Consider the following 15,824-nt stretch of genomic DNA (forward strand, 5'->3'; position numbering starts at 1 on the left):
TTCAGCGGGTATTCGGTGATCAGCCGGGTCTGCTCCAGGTGCCCGCCGGTGGACGGGTCGCCGGCGTGCCAGGCCTGGCGCAGGTGGAAGCTGAGGTCCTTGGCCGGGCCGCTCTGCACCACGTACTTGGCCTCGGCGTCGGTCTCGTGTTCGCGGTCGTCGTCGCCATAGGCGCCGTAATAGGCGGAACTGGCGTCCAGGTGGCCGCCGTCGATGCCGTAGCCGCGGATGTGGCGGACCATGAAGCTCAGGCCGGGCACGCCGAAGCTGCTCATGTCGAGGTCGTAGCGGGCCTGCCAGGAACGCTCGTTGGGGCCGTTGAAGTCGGAGTACTGCACCGAGTCGGCCAGGTAGATGGAGTTGCCGTAGCGCCCGGCGGCGTTGCCGGCGTCCATGCTGCCGAAGCCCATGTAGTCGAACGGCTGGTCGCCGTGGACCTTCTGCCCGGCCAGGGTGAAGGTATGCGCGCCGAGGGTGTAGGCGGCGGCCAGGGAGTAGGCGGTGGTGTCGATCTGTCCGGCGCGGGCGTCGCCGCTGTCCTGGGTCCGGTAGAGGTTGAAGTCCAGGCCCAGGGACTGCTGGTCGGCCAGCGGCTGGGTGAAGTTCAGGTTGAGGTAGCCCTGGTTCCACACGTCCTGCAGGCGGTCGGCGTAGAGCGAGGCGTTGAACTGCTTGTTGAAGCTGTACTTGGCGCCGGCGTAGCTGGCCGCCGAACTGGTGACCCCGGCGTAGCTGGCGATCAGGTCGCCGTCGTGGCGCGTGGTGGTGGTGCCGGTGCCGGCGGTGAAGCGCCCGGCGTCCAGGTCCAGGCCGTCGATCTCGTGGCTGCTGAAGTGGAAGCCGGTGGCGGTCTGCGGCACCAGGTAGTTGTCGGCGGTGGCGAACACCGGCGCGCTGGGCTGCATGTCGCCGAAGGCCAGGGTGCTGTTGGAGATGCGCACCTTCACGTCGCCGCCGGCCTTGCCGTAGGACTTCTGCGGGTCGCCGTCGCTGTCGTAGGGGATGTTCGGCGAGCCGACCCGGCCGCTGCCGCCGTCCAGCTTCAGGCCCAGGTAGCCGAAGGCGTCGATGCCGAAGCCGACCGTGCCCTGGGTGAAGCCCGAGGCGTAGTTGAGCATGAACGCCTGGCTCCAGTCGCGCTGGTGCGAGTCGTCGGCGGTCTGGTGCCAGTACAGGTTGCGGCTCAGCAGGTTGAGGCTGCCGTCCTCGATGAAACCCTTGGAATCGGACTGCTCGCTGGCGCTGGCCAGGCCCGGCAGGCCCAGCGCCACGGACAGCGCGAAGCCGCCCAGGGTCATCGGTTGCATGGAACGCGTCATCGAAATACTTCCCCCACAAGTGTTGGTTGTCATGCGCGGCAGAGCCGGCTGCCGGCCATTAGGGGGCGGGCGGGGAAGACGGACAAATGAATCCGGATGAAACTTTTTTCAGCTTCGCCGGCGCGCGCCGGGCAAAAAAAATGACCGTCCCGCGGGGAAGGCGGAGACGGTCACCAAGGAGCCCGGACACTATGGCGCGGGCCGCGCAAGACGTGGGTGAAACATCTTTCACCCGGTTTCACTGGCCGGCGCGGAGCAAGGTCGAGAGCGGCACCTGCGCGCAGTTCGCCGGATGGCGTTGAGCGCAGCGATACCCATCACCGCGCCGACACGCAGGCTAGGCGGGGAAGGGCCGCAACCGCCCGCCGTCGGGGGCCAGGCCGGCCAGCACCAGCTGGCTGACGCTGGCGGCCACGGCGCGGTAGTCGGCGGCGTCCGGGCGGGCCTTGCCGGTGATCAGCGAGGCCTGCCAGCCGAAGTGGGTGTGGGCCTGGGTCGCCGACCAGAGGAACAGCAGCAGGTGCTGCGGGTCGGCGCTGGCGATCAGCCCCCGGCGCATCCACGCGCGCAGGCTGGCGAGGTTGTCGCGGGCGGCCTGGCGCAGGCGCTCACGGCAATCCTCGGGCAGTTCGCGGGCGCCCAGCAGCATCTCGCCGAGCACCGCCTTGTAGGTGTGCGGGTGCTCGCGGGCCACGCGCATGCGCGCTTCGATGTAGGCCGGCAGCGCCTGGCGCGGGTCCTGTTCCTCGCGCAGCAGGGCCGAGGCCTGCAACAGCGGCTCGATGAGGGTTTCCAGTACCCGCGTGTAGAGATTCCGCTTGTTCTGGAAGTAGTAGTAGACGTTGGCCTTGGGCAGCCCGACGCGGGCGGCGATGTCCTCGGTGCGCGCGGCGCGGAAGCCCTTGGCGGCGAATTCGCGGCTGGCGGCGTCGAGGATCAGCCGCTGGTTGCGCTCGCGGATGCCGAAGGCCTCGGTTTCACCGGCGTTGGCCTTGCGGCGGGGGGAGGGCGTGCTGGCAGGACGGGTGGCCTGGTCGTTCATGGGGATTCCGGGGATCGCTACCGCTATTTATAAAAGTATATAGCGATGCGCGTCGCCTTGTCCCGAGTGGCTTCCACGCCGTTCAGGGCAGGGGGTAGAGGTGCAGCAGCAGGCGCTGCTGCGCCGAGGGCACGCCGAAGTAACGGGTGTACAGCGCTTCGCCGGCGTCGCCGCGCAGCGCGTCGCTGAGCGCGCGGTCGACCAGCAGGCGGAAGTCGTCGTCGCCGCGCGCCAGGGGCAGGGCGACGCCGGCCATTTCGAAGAGCCGGTCGGACACCCGCAGGGCGCTCGGGTCGGCGGCGCGGGCCTGGTAGTTGAGCAGCGACAGGCGCTCGCCGAAGAAGGCGTCCACCTGGCGGTCGAGGACCTTCGCCACGCCGTCCTGATAGCTGTCGACCTCGACCAGGCGCGATTGCAGGCCGAGCTCGCGCACCTTGCGTTGTGCCCATTGCACGTTGGTGGTGCCCTTGAGTACGGCGAAGCTGCGCTTGTTCAGGCCCTGGTTGATGGTGCCGCGCCAGGTCGGCGTGCGCTCGCGGGCGGCGCCGCCGAGGGCGTCCCGCAGGGTGGCGTCGGCGTCGCCGCGCAGGATCACCCCGAGGCCGGCGGTGAACACCGGCAGCGAGAAGCTCACCGTCTCGCGACGCTGCAGGGTTTCCACCAGCGGGCTGCAGAGCAGGTCCACCTCGCCGTTGCGCACGGCGTCCAGGGCCTGGGCCAGCGGCAGTGGCCGGTAGCGCACCTGCAGGTCGCTCAACCCGGTTTCGCCACGCAGGCGCGCGGCCACCGCCTGGCAGAGGTCGATGGCGTAGCCGCTGGCCTTGCTCGCGTCGCCGTCGGAGAAGGGCGCGTTGGCCGGCAGGAAACCCAGCACCAGGGTGTGCTCGGCGCGGATTCGGCCCAGGGTGTCGGCCTGCGCGACGGGAGCCAGCAGGGCCAGGGCGAGGAGGGTGGCGGCCAGGCGCATCAGAGTGTCTCCCGCGAGGCCGTGAGGTTTTCGTAGGCCTTGACGAAGCGCTTGGCGATCAGGCCGAACAGCAGGTAGCCGACCACCATCACCAGGGCCGCGCCGAACACCGCCTCCACGCCCGAAGCGTATAGCGCGTAGAAGCAGTAGCAGGCGGCGATCAGCATCACCGCGACATTGCGCCTGACCAGTTCGAGGCCCACGCCGGCCTTGTAGAGGATCACCACCAGCCCGGTCAGCGAGGTGATGTAGGGAATGATATTGGTCACCGCGGCCAGGTTGACCAGCTTGTTGAACTGCGCGCTGGCGTTGGGCGAGACGGTCGAGAGAGCGATCAGGCTCTGCAGCACGGCGCAGGTCACCAGCCCGGCCAGCGGCGCGCCGCGCGTGGTGACGCGGGTGAAGAGGCGCGGGAACAGGCCCTGGGCGGCGGTTACCTTGGCCGTCTCGGCGAGGGTGAATTGCCAGCCCAGCAGCGAACCCACGCAGGCCATCACCGCCAGGGCCATGACCAGGTTGCCGACGCCGTCATTGAACAGCCGCGCGTAGGCCAGGGCGAAGGGCGCGCTGGAGTTGGCCAGTTCGGGGTTGGGTACCAGGCCCTGGATGACGGTGGTGGACAGCACGTAGACCACCGCCGCGCCCAGGGTGCCCAGCAGGCAGGCGAGCGGCACGTTGCGCTTGGGGTTCTCCACGGCGTCGGAATTCTGCGCCGCGGACTCCATGCCGAGGAAGGCCCAGAGGGTCAGCGGGATGCTGCTGGTGATCGCCTGGCCGACCGGCAGCTGGTTGGGGTTCCAGGCCGCGGCGAAGATATCCGGGCTGAACCGGAACCAGCCGAAGAAGCCCAGCCCGGCCACTGGAATGATCACCCCCCAGACGGTGACCGAGCCCAGCCGCCCGGTGATCCGCGGGCCGCCGAAATTGGCCAGGGTGGTCAGCCAGATCAGCCCCAGGCTGCCGAGCAGCAGGGGCATCGCGCCGCTGGCCAGCCAGGGCACGAAGGCGGTCAGGTAGCCCACCGCGGAAATGCTGATGGCGACGTTGCTGATCACCAGGGACAGGAAGTACAGGTAGGAACAGAGGAAGAACGCCGACTTGCCGTGGGCTTCCTCGCTGTAGGCCGACATGCCGCCGGAACGCGAGCAGTAGATGCCGCACTGGGCGAAGCAGTAGGCGATGGCCATCGAGCCGGCGGCGGTGATCGCCCAGGACAGCAGCGATACCGCGCCCAACTGCGCCATGCTGGAGGGCAGCATGATGATGCCCGAACCCATCATGTTGACCATCACCAGGGTGGTGAGTCCGGTCAGGCCCATCTTGCGGGTCGCGGCCATGGTGGCCTCCTGGCAACGTGACCGCTGGGAATGCTGGCGAACGAGCAGCGGAATGGATGAAGCATAGGCAGGCCCGCGGCGGCCGGCCAACCGGAGCCCGGGCTGTCGCTCAGGGTTGCGACGCAGCCGTCATTTGCTGGCGCGCGAGCGCGCATGCGAAAACGCCGCTTCCAGGGGGAAGCGGCGTTTTCGGTTCGGGCGGGGCGTCCCTACCAGCGACGGTAACCGCCGCCGTGGTAGTAGCCGGGCGGGCCATAGTAATGCGGGCCGCCGTAGTAGCGCGGGCCGTAGTACACCGGGCGGTAGTAGCGCACCGGCGGCGCCACCACCACCGCCACCGGGGGCGGCGGCGCGTAGTACACCGGGGCTGGCGGGTAATAGGCCGGCGGCGGATAGTAGGCCGGGGCGGGTTGCGCGTAGACCGGCGCGGAGGCTCCGGCCACTACAGCTCCACCCACGACGGCACCGACCACCGCGCCGATGGCCGCTGCATCGGTGTTGCTGTTTGCCGATGCCTGCCCGGCCAGGGCGAGGGAACCGCAGAACAACAAGGCGAGTTGAGAGATCCGGCGAAGCATGTGTCTTACCTCCTGAAGGCCCGATCTGGCGACCGGATACTTCTAAGACAGTTGGTTCGTGGAAAGTGTAACGGGGGCTGTGTAAATCTTGTGTAAACGGCGCCATACGGTCGTTTCCGCCGTGTCGCGCAGCAGCCGGTAACACAATGCCCGGGCCCTGGCCGGCGCGGCTTGTTAAGGTAGGGGGCTTTTCCCTCAAGCCAAGGAGGCCTTATGCCCTTGAATCGAGTCCTGCCGAGCATGCTGTTCGGCGCCATCCTGCTGGCCGGCTGCAGCAGCGCCGAGAAACCCGCCGAAACGCCGGCCGCCGCGCCCGAGAGTGGGCGGTGCAATGCCGAGGCGGTGCAGGCGCTGGTCGGCAAGTCGCTGTCCCAGGCCCTGGTCGAGCAGGCCCGGCGCGACTCCGGTGCGCAGACCGCGCGGGTGCTGCACCCGCACGACGTAGTCACGCTGGAGTACAACTCGCAGCGCCTGAACATCAACGTCGACGGGAAGGAAATGGTGCAAGGGCTCAACTGCGGTTGAAGCCCCGCGCGCCCGCCGCGCAATGGGCGGGCGTGGGACGGCGGGAGTGGGGATGGGCTCCCGCCGGATTGACGCGCGGCCTCAACGGTTGGCCGGCTTGTGGATGATGCGCAGCGCCTGGGTGGTGTGGTTCACGCAGGACTCGTAGTCGCCGGCGGCGCGAGCCTTTTCGGCCTGCTCGAGGTGCTCCTGGACCACGTTCACCTTCACGCCGGTGGCGGTCTTGTTGGCCGTGGCGAGGAAGTCCTTCAGCTGGGCCAGGTTGCCGTCGCACAGCTTGCTGTCGGCCATGGCGGTCATCGGCAGGACCAGGGCGGCGGCGAGGATGAGGGCTGGTTTCTTCATGGGTTGTCTCCTTAAAGGTTTCATTGCCAACCTAAGGATGCGGCCGGCCGAGGGCAAGCCTGGGCGGCCGGGATCGCCGCCTCACCTGATGTTGATCAAGGCGGTCGGGGTTGGCTGGCCCCTGTTTAGACCAGTGCGTTGCCGGATATGTCGTATTTTTTCGCCTCAGAGCGCGGAAAAGCGTCGTTCCAGTTCGCGCGCGCGGAACTGTTCGAGGACGAAATCGACGAAGGCGCGGGTCTTCGCCGGCAGCAGTTTGTGCGCGGTGTAGTAGATGCTGGTGATGCCGGCGTCCACGTACCAGTCCGGCAATACCCGGCGCAGCCGCCCGTCGTCGAGGAAGGGCACCGCGTGCTGCATGCTCACCAGGGTGATGCCCAGGCCCTGCAGGGCGGCGAAGCAGGAGGCCTCCGGGTCGCTCATGAACATCCGTTCGCGCAGCGCGATCGGCGCCTGGCCCTTGCCGCTGCGGCTGGTCAGCGGCCAGGGCCGCACGCGGCCGGTCTGCGGCGAGCGGATGCGGATGCCGTCGTGCCGTTCGAGGTCCTCGGGGGTGCGGATCGGCGGGTGCGCGTCGAGGTAGGCGGGCGCCGCCAGCAGCACCAGGTGCGCCGGCGACAGGCGCCGCGCCACCACCCCCGGCGGTAGCTCGAAACCGCCGCCGATGGCCGCGTCGAAGCCTTCGGCGATGAGGTCCACCTGGCGGTTGTCGAAGTGCCAGTCCGGGCGGATCGCCGGGTGGCGCGCGAGGAACTCGCCGAGCAGCGGCAGGATGTAGTCGCGGCCGAACACCAGGCCCATGCTCACCTTCAGCGTGCCGCTGGGCTGGCCGTCGGCGCCGGCCAGGTTGGCGATGGCGTTGTGGATGCCACCCAGGCCTGGCGCCACCTCGGCCAGGAAGCGTTCGCCGGCCTCGGTCAGGCTCAGATTGCGGGTGCTACGCTGGAACAGCCGCACGCCCAGGTTGGCTTCCAGGCGCGCGACGTTCTTGCCTACCGCCGCCGGAGTCAGGCCCAGGCGCCGGGCGGCGGCGGCGAAGCTGCCGGCCTCGGCGCTGCGGACGAAGCATTCGAGGTTGCTGAGGGTCTCCATGGGGCTCTCGTGTAAACCAATTGGATCGACTGAATATAGCGATTACCGGCTACCGGGTTGTGAATTCGAGGCAGAGACTGTTCCCGTCGCTTTCCCATTCCCCCTTTCAGGAGCATCGACATGAGCAACAGCACCCAGACCCAACCCCTCGCCGGCAAGGTGGCCTTCGTCCAGGGCGGTTCGCGCGGCATCGGCGCGGCCGTGGTCCAGCGCCTGGTCCGCGACGGCGCCGCCGTGGCCTTCACCTACGTCAGCTCGGCGCAGAAGGCCGAAGACCTCGCCGCCACCGTGCAGGCCGCCGGCGGCCGCGCCCTGGCCATCCAGGCCGACAGCGCCGACGCCGATTCGCTGAAGGCCGCGATCGAGCGGGCCGCCAGCCACTTCGGGCGCCTCGACATCCTGGTCAACAACGCCGGCGTGCTCGCCGTGGCGCCGCTGGACGAGTTCACCCTGGAAGACTTCGACCGCACCGTGGCGGTCAACGTACGCAGCGTCTTCGTCGCCACCCAGGCCGCCGCGCGGCACATGGGCGACGGTGGCCGGATCATCACCATCGGCAGCACCAACGCCGAGCGCATGCCCTTCGCCGGCGGGGGCGTGTACGCCATGAGCAAGGCCGCGGTCACCGGCCTGACCCGTGGCTTCGCCCGCGACCTGGGCCCGCGCGGCATCACCGTGAACAACGTGCAGCCCGGCCCGGTGGACACCGACATGAACCCGGACAGCGGCGACTTCGCCGACTCGCTGAAGCAGATGATGGCCCTGGAACGCTACGGCCGCGCCGAGGAAATCGCCTCCTTCGTCGCCTACCTGGCCGGCCCGGAAGCGGCCTACATCACTGGCGCCAACCTGCTGATCGACGGCGGCTTCGCGGCCTGAGCCGTCAGCCCGCCACTGGCCGGTCGCGGCTCTGGATGTTCCAGTGCTGCGCGCTTTCGGCCAGCTGTGCGGAGAGCTGTTCGACCTGTTCGTAGAGGCGCAGGGTCAGCCAGTAGAAGCCCTGCTTCTCGAAGGAGTCGGAGAGGTTCTGCGGCCGCGGCAGGTGTTCCAGGCCCTGGCATTCGCGGACCAGGCGGCTGGTGCGGCTGAACTTCAGGGCGTGCGCGGACTGCAGCAGCAGACGGGTGATGGTCTGGCGCATGCCGTCGAGGCTGGCCGGCACCGCTTCGATGTCGCCGGCCTGGGCGGCGAACTGGCGCGAGGCGATCAGCGATTCCAGGGTGCCCATGATGGCCCGGTGGGTGCGCTGGATCAGCTCCAGTTCGCGCAGCGGGATGCCGGTCTCCTTGGCCACCGGCGCCAGGTGCCCGCGCGAGGCGACCAGGCGCTGGTCGAGTTCCTCCAGGCGGCTGGCGAAGTATTCCGCACGCAGGTCGCGGCTGCCGCACAGCTGGCCGTAGAGGCGGGCGCAGGCGCGCAGGTTGTCCGACAGCAGGTAGCGCCAGACGTAGACCGCGCGCAGCGGGTAGATCTGCGCGAAGACCAGCGCCAGGGCCACGCCGATCAGCACGTTGAGCATGCGCCAGAGCCCTTCGGTCATGCTGTTGTCGCCGTGCCCGGCCACGGTGCACATGGTGATGCCCGCCAGCAGCGCCACGTAGCCGGGGCGGCGGATGGCGAAGAACGCCGAGACCGCGCCGGCCACCGACATCAGCAGGTACACCAGCGGGTCGGAACCGGTGAGGTTGTGCACCAGGATGATCGCCAGGCCGACGGCGGCGCCGAGCAGGGTGCCCAGCGTGCGCTCGCGGGACTTGCCGCGAATGGTGCCCTGGTGCACCAGGCCGCCCATCACCACCAGTACCGTAACCGAGGCCCAGAGGCCGTGGGGGATGTCGATGCCGGTGGTCAGCAGGATCGACGCCAGCAGCGCCAGGCCGACGCGCACGCAATGGATCCAGGCGGCATAGCGGTAGCGCGTGTAGGGGTTGGCCAGGCGGCGGAAGGGCAGGACCAGGCGTTCGGGAAAGGTCGACAAACCCGGGGGACTCCGTGCGAGCGGTTCCTGCAAGCGTAGGCGCTTGCAATCGGGCGGGGCAACGCCGGCCTCACGGCTTCTTGACGGCGCATTGACGAATGCCGTGCTGAAGTCCGCGAATCTTCCGAGCGGCTGGGGTCCCGATGGGCATTCGCACGTTTCGCAACGACCGTGGCCGACGCTGGCCGCGGCTGATCCTGACCGGCCTGGTGCTGGGCGCGGCGGCCGCCGTCGGCGCCGGCCTGTGGCTTATCACGCCGCCACCGCCCTACACGCCGTTGACCGGCGTCGACAAGTCGCGCGTGGCGCTGTTCGCCCTTGGCGACCAGGGTAGCGGCGATATGCAGCAATGGCGCGTGGCGCTGGGCATGGAGCACGCCGCCGAGCGCAACGGCGGGGTCGGCATGGTCGTGCTGCTGGGCGACAACTTCTACGGCCCGGCGCTCAAGGGCACCGCCGACCACGCCTGGGAGCTGAAATTCGAGCGGGTCTACTGGGGCTCCTGGCTCAGCCACGTGCCTTTCTACGCGGTGCTCGGCAACCATGACTACCCGTCCTCGTCGGAAGTGGAGCTGGCCTACAGCCGTGAGGCGCGGGGCTCCGGACGCTGGCAGATGCCGGGGCGGGTGTACTCGCGGGACTTCGGCGACGCCGGCGGGCGGCCGGTGCTGCGGGTGGTGTTCCTCGATACCTCCCAGGGCCGCGAGGGCATCCTCGAGCAGGCCGCGTTCATCCGCGAGGCCTTCGCCGCCGGGCCCGTGCCCATCTGGCGGGTCGTGGCGGCGCACCATCCGCTGCGCAACCGGGGCAAGCACGGCGACGACGAGGAATTGCTGGGCGACCTGCTGCCGGTCCTGGAGCAGAGCGGCGTCGACCTCTACCTGGCCGGGCACGACCACAACCAGCAACTGATCCTGCGGCCCGGCGAGCCGGCCTGGGTGATTTCCGGCGGCGGTGGCCAGAACATCTACCCGCTGGGCGAGGTGAATCGCGAGGACACCCCCTTCGCCCTGTCGCGCCCCGGCTTCACCGGGCTGGAGTTCACCCCCGGGCAGCTGCGCCTGGCCTATTACGACGAGAACGGCGGGGCCGAGCGGCGCTTTTCCTGGGGCCGCGGCTGTGCCTGGGGCGCGCAGGGCTGCCTGCTGGCCGAGCCGCAAGGCAAGCTCGCCGGTAACTGAACGCGGCGAGTCGCTGGCCCGCAGCCCCGGCCGTTGGCTAGAATCTGCGCTTTTGCGCGGATTCCGGCCGCGCGCAGAGAGCCAAGATGCTGACTGGCAGTTACGACTTCGCCCTGGTGCTGATTTCCCTCTTCGTCGCCGTGCTGGCGTCCTACACGGCGCTGGACCTCGCCGGGCGCATCGCCAAGGCCCAGGGCTACGGCGCGCTGCTGTGGATCGGCGGCGGCGCGGTGGCCATGGGCATCGGCGTGTGGTCGATGCACTTCATCGGCATGCTCGCCTTCAGCCTGCCCATCCCGCTGGGCTACGACCTCGACCTGACGCTGCTGTCGCTGGCCCTGGCGGTGCTCAGCTCGGGCTTCGCCCTGAGCCTGGTCGGCCAGCGCCACCTGCCGGCCTGGCAACTGCTCGCCGGGGCGCTGGTGATGGGCTGCGGCATCGCCGGCATGCACTACCTGGGCATGTACGCGATGCTCATGCAGCCGGGCATCGAGTACGACCCGCTGCTGTTCGGCCTGTCGCTGCTGATCGCCGGGGTGGCCTCCGGCGCGGCGCTGTGGATCGCCTTCCGCCTGCGCCAGAACACCCCCTACGTGCGCCTGGCGCGCGGCGGCGCGGCGCTGCTGATGGGCCTGGCCATCGTCGGCATGCACTACACCGGCATGGCCGCGGCGCGCTTCCCCCTGGGCAGCTTCTGCGGCGCCGCGCCGGCCGGCCTGGACAACGACTGGCTGGCGCTGCTGGTGATCCTCGTGACCCTGGCGATCCTCGCCATCGCGCTGCTCACCTCGATCCTCGACGCGCGCCTGGAGGCGCGCACCGCGCAGCTCACCGACTCGCTGGCGCAGGCCAACCAGGAACTGACCCAACTGGCCCTGCACGACACCCTGACGCGCCTGCCCAACCGCCTGCTGCTGGAAGATCGCATCGGCCAGATGATCGCCAAGGTGCAGCGCCAGGGCGGCCATTTCGCGCTGATGTTCCTCGACCTGGACGGCTTCAAGCCGGTCAACGACGCCTTCGGCCACCACCTCGGCGACCAGCTGCTGCGCGCCGTGGCCCAGCGCCTGCGCGACAACCTGCGCGGCGAGGACACCCTGGCGCGGATCGGTGGCGACGAGTTCGTCCTGCTGGTCGAGCTGAAGGAACCGGAAGACGCGGCGACCCTGGCCGGGCAGCAGATCAACCTGCTGGCCGAGCCGTTCCGCGTGAATGACCAGGAGCTGCGCATCTCCGGCAGCATCGGCATCGCCCTGTATCCGGGCAATGGCGCCACGCAGCAGGAGCTGCTGATGAACGCCGACGCGGCCATGTACCACGTCAAGGGCGGCGGCAAGAACGCCTACAGTTTCTTCGAGCAATCGATGAACACCAACGCGCGCAACCACCTGAAGACCCTCCAGGACCTGCGCGCGGCCCTGGCCAACCGCGAGTTCGTGCTGTACTACCAGCCCAAGTTCGACGCCGCCAGCCAGGGCCTGATCGGCGCCGAGGCGCTGCTGCGCTGGCAGCACCCGCAGCGCGGGCTGCTGCTGCCCGACGAGTTCATCGGCCTGGCCGAGCGCACCGGGCTGATCGTGCCGATCGGCGACTGGGTGCTCGACGAGGCCTGCCGGCAGATGCGCCAGTGGTACGACCAGGGCCACCGCGACTGGCGCGTGGCGGTGAACCTGTCGGCGCTGCAATTCTGCCACGCCGGGCTGGTCGAAAGCGTCGAGGCGACCCTGGCGCGCCATGGTCTGCCGGCCAACTGCCTGACCCTGGAGATCACCGAGACCACCGCCATGCGCGACGCCGACGCCAGCCTGGCGATCCTCCGGCGCCTGGCCGACATGGGCGTGGACCTGTCCATCGACGACTTCGGCACCGGCTATTCCAGCCTGCTGTACCTCAAGCGCCTGCCGGCCAACGAGCTGAAGATCGACCGTGGCTTCGTCCGCGACCTGGAGCAGGACAGCGACGATGCCGCCATCGTCTCGGCGATAGTCGCGCTGGGCCAGGCGCTGGATCTGCGGATCGTCGCCGAGGGCGTGGAAACCGCCGGCCAGCAGGACTTCCTCACCCGCCTGGGCTGCGATTCGCTGCAGGGCTACCTGCTCGGCCACCCGTGCCCGGCCGAGCAGTTCCTGCGCCAGCTCACCCAGCCGGTGTGAGGCTCAGCTGCGCGCACAGCTCGCGCAGTTGCTCGCAGAGGCTGCGCCCGGCGCTGGGCAGGTCGGCGCGGGCGTAGAGCGCCAGGTCCAGGCCTTCGATCGGCGGGAAACCTTCGGCCGCCGTCAGTACCCGGTGGCCCGCCTGGCGGCAGCGCACCGGCAGCAAGCTGACGCCCATGCCGGCCGCTACTGCGGCGGCCAGGCTGGCCAGCGCGCCGCTGCCATAGGCGATGCGCCAGCGGCGGCCCTGGGCCTCCAGCGCGTGGATCATTTCCTGGCGGTACAGCGCGCCCAGCGGGAAGGCCACCAGCGGCAGCGGCTCGCGCGCGGCGGCCGGGCTGCTGGCGCTGTCCAGCCAGCACAGCGGCTCGGGCCAGTGCGCCAGGCAGTCGCTGTCGGCGCCCCATTGCTTGACCAGGGCGATGTCCAGTTCGCCGGTGCGGTACTGCCGCAGCAGTTCGTGGCTGAGGCCGCTGGACACCTCCAGGCGCAGGCGCGGGCGTTGCGCGGCGAAGGCCGCCAGCAGCGGCATCATGCGTTCGCCGGCGAAGTCCTCGGGCATGCCCAGGCGCAGCACGCCCTCGCTGTGTTCCTCGCCGAGGGCGGCGCGGGCTTCCTCGCCCAGCTGCAGGATGCGCCGGGCGTAGCCGAGCAGGCGCTCGCCGGCCTCGGTCGGCAACACCTGGCGGCGGCCGCGTTCCAGCAGGCGGCTGCCGAGCTGTTCCTCCAGGCGCAGCACCTGCTGGCTGACGGTGGACTGGGTGAGGTGCAGCCATTCGCCGGCGCGGGTGAAGTTGCCGGCGTCGACCACCATGACGAAGGTGCGCAGCAGGGTCGGGTCTAGCATTCAGGAATCCACTGGAAGTCATTCTTCCATTTAATTTCACCATGGAATCGCCGGCCGGGATAATCCCCTCGACAGAAGGGGCGCCGCGAAGGGCCCCGGCGAAGAGGATTCCCCATGCAACACCTGGCATTCATGCGCGAAGCCCTGGCCCTGGCGCGGGCCAATGTCGAGGCTGGCGGCCGTCCGTTCGGCGCGGTGCTGGTGCGCGACGGCGCGATCGTCGCCCGCGCCGCCAACGGCATCCACCTGGACCACGACCCCACCGCCCACGCCGAACTCCTGGCCATGCGCGCGGCCGGCCGCGCCCTGGGCAACCCGCGCCTGGACGGCTGCGTGATCTACGCCAGCGGCCAGCCCTGCCCGATGTGCCTGGCGGCCATGCACCTGAGCGGCGTCGAAGCCGCCTACTACGCCTATTCCAACGTCGACGGCGAGCCCTTCGGGCTGTCCACCGCGGCGGTCTACGCGCAACTGGCGCAGCCGCTGGAGTGGCAGGCCGTGCCGCTCAAGGCGCTGCGCCCGGAGGGCGAGGAGGGGCTCTACGCGGCCTGGCGGGAGCGTCGCCAATGAGCGCGGACAAGGCGCGGGTGGGCTGGGTCGGCCTGCTGGTGATCGTCGCCCTGGGCATCAACCTGCGGCCGATCCTGACCTCCATCGGCCCCTTGCTCGCGGAGATTCGCCAGGCCACCGGCCTGGGTTTCCAGGGCGCGTCGCTGCTGACCGTGCTGCCGGTGCTGTGCATGGGCCTGTTCGCCCTGGCGCTGCCGTGGATCGGCCCGCGCCTGGGCGAGAGCCGTGGCATGCTCGCCGGGTTGCTGGCGATCGCCGCGGCTTGCGTCTGGCGGCTGCTGCTGGACAGCGGCGTGGCGCTGATCGCCAGCGCGGTGCTGGCCGGCACCGGCGTGGCGGTGATCCAGGCGCTGGTGCCGGGGGTGGTCAAGCGCTGGTTCCCGCAACGGGTGCCGGCGGCCATGGGCCTGTATTCGGCGTCGCTGATGGCCGGCGGCGGCACCGCGGCGGTGCTGGCGCCGGTGCTGGCCGGCGCCTCCGGACACTGGCAGCTGGGCCTGGGCGCCTGGGTGGCGCTGGCCGTGCTGGGGCTGCTGCTGTGGAGCCTGGCGCGGCCGCGCGAGCGGGCCGTGCCCAGCGTGGCGCGGCGCGGCGAACACTTCTTCGGCAGCCGCCGGGCCTGGTTGCTGGCGCTGTACTTCGGGCTCATCAATGGTGGCTACACCAGCATGGTGGCCTGGTTGCCGATGTTCTACCGGCAACTGGGCTGGAGCGCCCAGGGCAGCGGCCAGCTGATCGGCCTGATGACCATCTTCCAGGTGCTCGGCGCGCTGAGCATGCCGGCCCTGAGCCGAGGCTCGGCGGACCGCCGGCCGTGGCTGTGCCTGTGCCTGCTGATCCAGCTCGGTGGTTTCGCCGGCCTGCTGCTGGCGTCGCTGGCGCTGCCGCTGCTATGGGTGGCGCTGATCGGCTACGGCCTGGGGGCGTGCTTCGCCCTGAGCCTGACGCTGACCCTCGACCACCTCGCCGAACCCGGCCCGGCGGGCAGCCTGGCGGCCTTCGTGCAGGGCATCGGCTTCATCATCACCGGCATCATTCCCTACGTCACCGGCTGGCTGCGCGACGCCACCGGCGACTTCCAGGCGTCCTGGACGCTGCTGGCGCTGTCGGTGCTGCTGATGCTCGGGGTGACCCTGCGCTTCGCCCCGAGCGGCTACGCCCGGGCGATGCGCGGCGGGCGCGGGGTTCAGACGACGGCCGAGGTGGCCAGGTAGATGCGGTAGGTGATGATCGACAGCATGCTGAGCACGCCGACCCACATCATGAACACGCCGAGCGGACGCTCGCGGATGGTGAAGCCGATGCCGAGCATGAACATGCCGAAAACGATCACGCAGAGGGTGACGAGTACTGAGTCCATGGAGTGCCTGTGTCCTTGATGCCGTTTGGGAAAGTCTAGGCTGGCCCCGCCTCGAAGTGAGTTGATCCGGGGCAAGAGCGCGGTCCCGCGGCGGCGATCATAGCCGCCCCGGCCGCTCTGCACCAAGGGCTGCGTCGCTTCCCTGCGACGCGAAGGGTGGCGCGGCTCAGATGCGGAAGCGCTGCACCAGGCCGCTGAGGTCCACCGCCAGGCGCGACAGTTCATGGCTGGCGCTGCTGGTCTGCTGCGAGCCGGCGGCGGTCTGGTTGGACAGGTCGCGGATGTTGCCCAGGTTGGTCTCGATGTCGCGGGCCATGGCCGCCTGGTGTTCCACCGATTCGGCGATGCGCCGGTTGCGTTCGTCGATGCTGCGCGCGGCGTCGATGATCTGCGCCAGGGCGCGGTCGGCGGCGCTGGCCTGGTCCTGGGTGTGGTCGGCCTGCTCGGCGCTCTGCTGCAGGGCCTCGACCGTGCGCCCGGTGCCGTGCTGGATGGCGCCGATCAGTTGCTCGATCTCGCGAGTGGAGTCG

At 69.9% G+C, this 15,824-nt stretch carries 17 protein-coding genes; 6 read left to right on the plus strand and 11 right to left on the minus strand.

Annotated features, from left to right (window positions below; genetic code table 11):
* From P3W75_RS30530 to P3W75_RS30550, 5 genes are all read right to left on the minus strand, one after another.
* The coding region (locus P3W75_RS30530) for an OprD family porin (protein WP_430765428.1) at positions 1 to 1,307 on the minus strand (1,307 nt) is incomplete at its 3' end.
* Between the two features lie 349 nt (positions 1,308 to 1,656).
* Positions 1,657 to 2,361 carry a TetR/AcrR family transcriptional regulator gene (locus P3W75_RS30535; protein WP_276231066.1) on the minus strand — a complete coding sequence of 235 codons (705 nt, stop codon included), beginning with the start codon at positions 2,359 to 2,361 and terminating at the stop codon, positions 1,657 to 1,659.
* A gap of 82 nt (positions 2,362 to 2,443) precedes the next feature.
* The gene (locus P3W75_RS30540; protein ID WP_276231067.1) at positions 2,444 to 3,328 is read right to left on the minus strand and encodes an amino acid ABC transporter substrate-binding protein; all 885 of its coding nucleotides are present in this window, start codon (positions 3,326 to 3,328) and stop codon (positions 2,444 to 2,446) included.
* Complete coding sequence (gene potE, locus P3W75_RS30545; RefSeq protein WP_276231068.1) at positions 3,328 to 4,665, minus strand: putrescine-ornithine antiporter; 1,338 nt, start codon at positions 4,663 to 4,665, stop codon at positions 3,328 to 3,330. The genes P3W75_RS30540 and potE overlap by 1 nt, the downstream gene beginning before the upstream one ends.
* 209 nt (positions 4,666 to 4,874) lie before the next feature.
* Positions 4,875 to 5,243: a hypothetical protein gene (locus P3W75_RS30550; RefSeq protein WP_276231069.1), complete on the minus strand. Its 369-nt coding sequence runs from the start codon at positions 5,241 to 5,243 to the stop codon at positions 4,875 to 4,877.
* Positions 5,244 to 5,456: 213 nt separating this feature from the next.
* Between P3W75_RS30550 and P3W75_RS30555 the strand changes: the two genes are divergently transcribed.
* Entirely contained in the window at positions 5,457 to 5,768 is a 312-nt protein-coding gene (locus tag P3W75_RS30555) for an I78 family peptidase inhibitor (RefSeq protein ID WP_276231070.1), read from the plus strand.
* A gap of 81 nt (positions 5,769 to 5,849) precedes the next feature.
* Here the strand turns inward: P3W75_RS30555 and P3W75_RS30560 are convergent, their stop codons facing one another.
* Positions 5,850 to 6,113: a hypothetical protein gene (locus tag P3W75_RS30560; RefSeq protein WP_276231071.1), complete on the minus strand. Its 264-nt coding sequence runs from the start codon at positions 6,111 to 6,113 to the stop codon at positions 5,850 to 5,852.
* A 165-nt stretch (positions 6,114 to 6,278) separates the two neighbouring features.
* Positions 6,279 to 7,205, minus strand: coding sequence for a LysR family transcriptional regulator (locus P3W75_RS30565; protein WP_276231072.1), 927 nt, complete (start codon positions 7,203 to 7,205; stop codon positions 6,279 to 6,281).
* 120 nt (positions 7,206 to 7,325) lie between these two features.
* On the opposite strand from P3W75_RS30565, the gene P3W75_RS30570 reads away from it, so the two are divergent.
* Positions 7,326 to 8,084 (plus strand): 3-oxoacyl-ACP reductase family protein, encoded by a 759-nt coding sequence (locus P3W75_RS30570; protein ID WP_276231073.1) that lies wholly within the window; start codon positions 7,326 to 7,328, stop codon positions 8,082 to 8,084.
* A gap of 4 nt (positions 8,085 to 8,088) precedes the next feature.
* Here P3W75_RS30570 and P3W75_RS30575 read toward each other — a convergent pair whose 3' ends face one another.
* Positions 8,089 to 9,183 carry an FUSC family protein gene (locus tag P3W75_RS30575; protein ID WP_276231074.1) on the minus strand — a complete coding sequence of 365 codons (1,095 nt, stop codon included), beginning with the start codon at positions 9,181 to 9,183 and terminating at the stop codon, positions 8,089 to 8,091.
* A 143-nt stretch (positions 9,184 to 9,326) separates the two neighbouring features.
* On the opposite strand from P3W75_RS30575, the gene P3W75_RS30580 reads away from it, so the two are divergent.
* Both P3W75_RS30580 and P3W75_RS30585 read left to right on the plus strand, forming a co-directional pair.
* Positions 9,327 to 10,364 (plus strand): metallophosphoesterase, encoded by a 1,038-nt coding sequence (locus P3W75_RS30580; RefSeq protein WP_276231075.1) that lies wholly within the window; start codon positions 9,327 to 9,329, stop codon positions 10,362 to 10,364.
* 86 nt (positions 10,365 to 10,450) lie between these two features.
* On the plus strand, positions 10,451 to 12,517 hold the full coding sequence (locus P3W75_RS30585; RefSeq protein ID WP_276231076.1) for a putative bifunctional diguanylate cyclase/phosphodiesterase: 2,067 nt from the start codon (positions 10,451 to 10,453) through the stop codon (positions 12,515 to 12,517).
* Here P3W75_RS30585 and P3W75_RS30590 read toward each other — a convergent pair.
* Positions 12,501 to 13,364 carry a LysR family transcriptional regulator gene (locus tag P3W75_RS30590; protein ID WP_276231077.1) on the minus strand — a complete coding sequence of 288 codons (864 nt, stop codon included), beginning with the start codon at positions 13,362 to 13,364 and terminating at the stop codon, positions 12,501 to 12,503. The two genes, P3W75_RS30585 and P3W75_RS30590, sit on opposite strands and share 17 nt — an antisense overlap.
* 114 nt (positions 13,365 to 13,478) lie before the next feature.
* On the opposite strand from P3W75_RS30590, the gene P3W75_RS30595 reads away from it, so the two are divergent.
* Entirely contained in the window at positions 13,479 to 13,934 is a 456-nt protein-coding gene (locus tag P3W75_RS30595; protein ID WP_276231078.1) for a nucleoside deaminase, read from the plus strand.
* On the plus strand, positions 13,931 to 15,148 hold the full coding sequence (locus P3W75_RS30600; RefSeq protein WP_276231079.1) for a CynX/NimT family MFS transporter: 1,218 nt from the start codon (positions 13,931 to 13,933) through the stop codon (positions 15,146 to 15,148). The genes P3W75_RS30595 and P3W75_RS30600 overlap by 4 nt, the downstream gene beginning before the upstream one ends.
* Here the strand turns inward: P3W75_RS30600 and P3W75_RS30605 are convergent.
* Both P3W75_RS30605 and P3W75_RS30610 read right to left on the minus strand, forming a co-directional pair.
* Positions 15,121 to 15,294, minus strand: coding sequence for a hypothetical protein (locus tag P3W75_RS30605; RefSeq protein WP_276231080.1), 174 nt, complete (start codon positions 15,292 to 15,294; stop codon positions 15,121 to 15,123). The genes P3W75_RS30600 and P3W75_RS30605 overlap by 28 nt on opposite strands.
* A gap of 166 nt (positions 15,295 to 15,460) precedes the next feature.
* Positions 15,461 to 15,824: methyl-accepting chemotaxis protein (locus P3W75_RS30610; protein WP_276231081.1), on the minus strand; the 364-nt coding region annotated here is incomplete at its 5' end.

The sequence above is a fragment of the Pseudomonas citronellolis genome (assembly GCF_029335315.1).
Lineage (GTDB): Bacteria > Pseudomonadota > Gammaproteobacteria > Pseudomonadales > Pseudomonadaceae > Pseudomonas > Pseudomonas citronellolis_A.

Excerpts from the sequence above, each read along its gene's own strand:
- P3W75_RS30535 (WP_276231066.1), bottom strand. The coding sequence starts at position 2,361 with ATGAACGACCAGGCCACCCGTCCTGCCAGCACGCCCTCCCCCCGCCGC.
- P3W75_RS30540 (WP_276231067.1), bottom strand. The coding sequence starts at position 3,328 with ATGCGCCTGGCCGCCACCCTCCTCGCCCTGGCCCTGCTGGCTCCCGTC.
- potE (WP_276231068.1), bottom strand. The coding sequence starts at position 4,665 with ATGGCCGCGACCCGCAAGATGGGCCTGACCGGACTCACCACCCTGGTG.
- P3W75_RS30550 (WP_276231069.1), bottom strand. The coding sequence starts at position 5,243 with ATGCTTCGCCGGATCTCTCAACTCGCCTTGTTGTTCTGCGGTTCCCTC.
- P3W75_RS30555 (WP_276231070.1), top strand. The coding sequence starts at position 5,457 with ATGCCCTTGAATCGAGTCCTGCCGAGCATGCTGTTCGGCGCCATCCTG.
- P3W75_RS30560 (WP_276231071.1), bottom strand. The coding sequence starts at position 6,113 with ATGAAGAAACCAGCCCTCATCCTCGCCGCCGCCCTGGTCCTGCCGATG.
- P3W75_RS30565 (WP_276231072.1), bottom strand. The coding sequence starts at position 7,205 with ATGGAGACCCTCAGCAACCTCGAATGCTTCGTCCGCAGCGCCGAGGCC.
- P3W75_RS30570 (WP_276231073.1), top strand. The coding sequence starts at position 7,326 with ATGAGCAACAGCACCCAGACCCAACCCCTCGCCGGCAAGGTGGCCTTC.
- P3W75_RS30580 (WP_276231075.1), top strand. The coding sequence starts at position 9,327 with ATGGGCATTCGCACGTTTCGCAACGACCGTGGCCGACGCTGGCCGCGG.
- P3W75_RS30585 (WP_276231076.1), top strand. The coding sequence starts at position 10,451 with ATGCTGACTGGCAGTTACGACTTCGCCCTGGTGCTGATTTCCCTCTTC.
- P3W75_RS30590 (WP_276231077.1), bottom strand. The coding sequence starts at position 13,364 with ATGCTAGACCCGACCCTGCTGCGCACCTTCGTCATGGTGGTCGACGCC.
- P3W75_RS30595 (WP_276231078.1), top strand. The coding sequence starts at position 13,479 with ATGCAACACCTGGCATTCATGCGCGAAGCCCTGGCCCTGGCGCGGGCC.
- P3W75_RS30600 (WP_276231079.1), top strand. The coding sequence starts at position 13,931 with ATGAGCGCGGACAAGGCGCGGGTGGGCTGGGTCGGCCTGCTGGTGATC.
- P3W75_RS30605 (WP_276231080.1), bottom strand. The coding sequence starts at position 15,294 with ATGGACTCAGTACTCGTCACCCTCTGCGTGATCGTTTTCGGCATGTTC.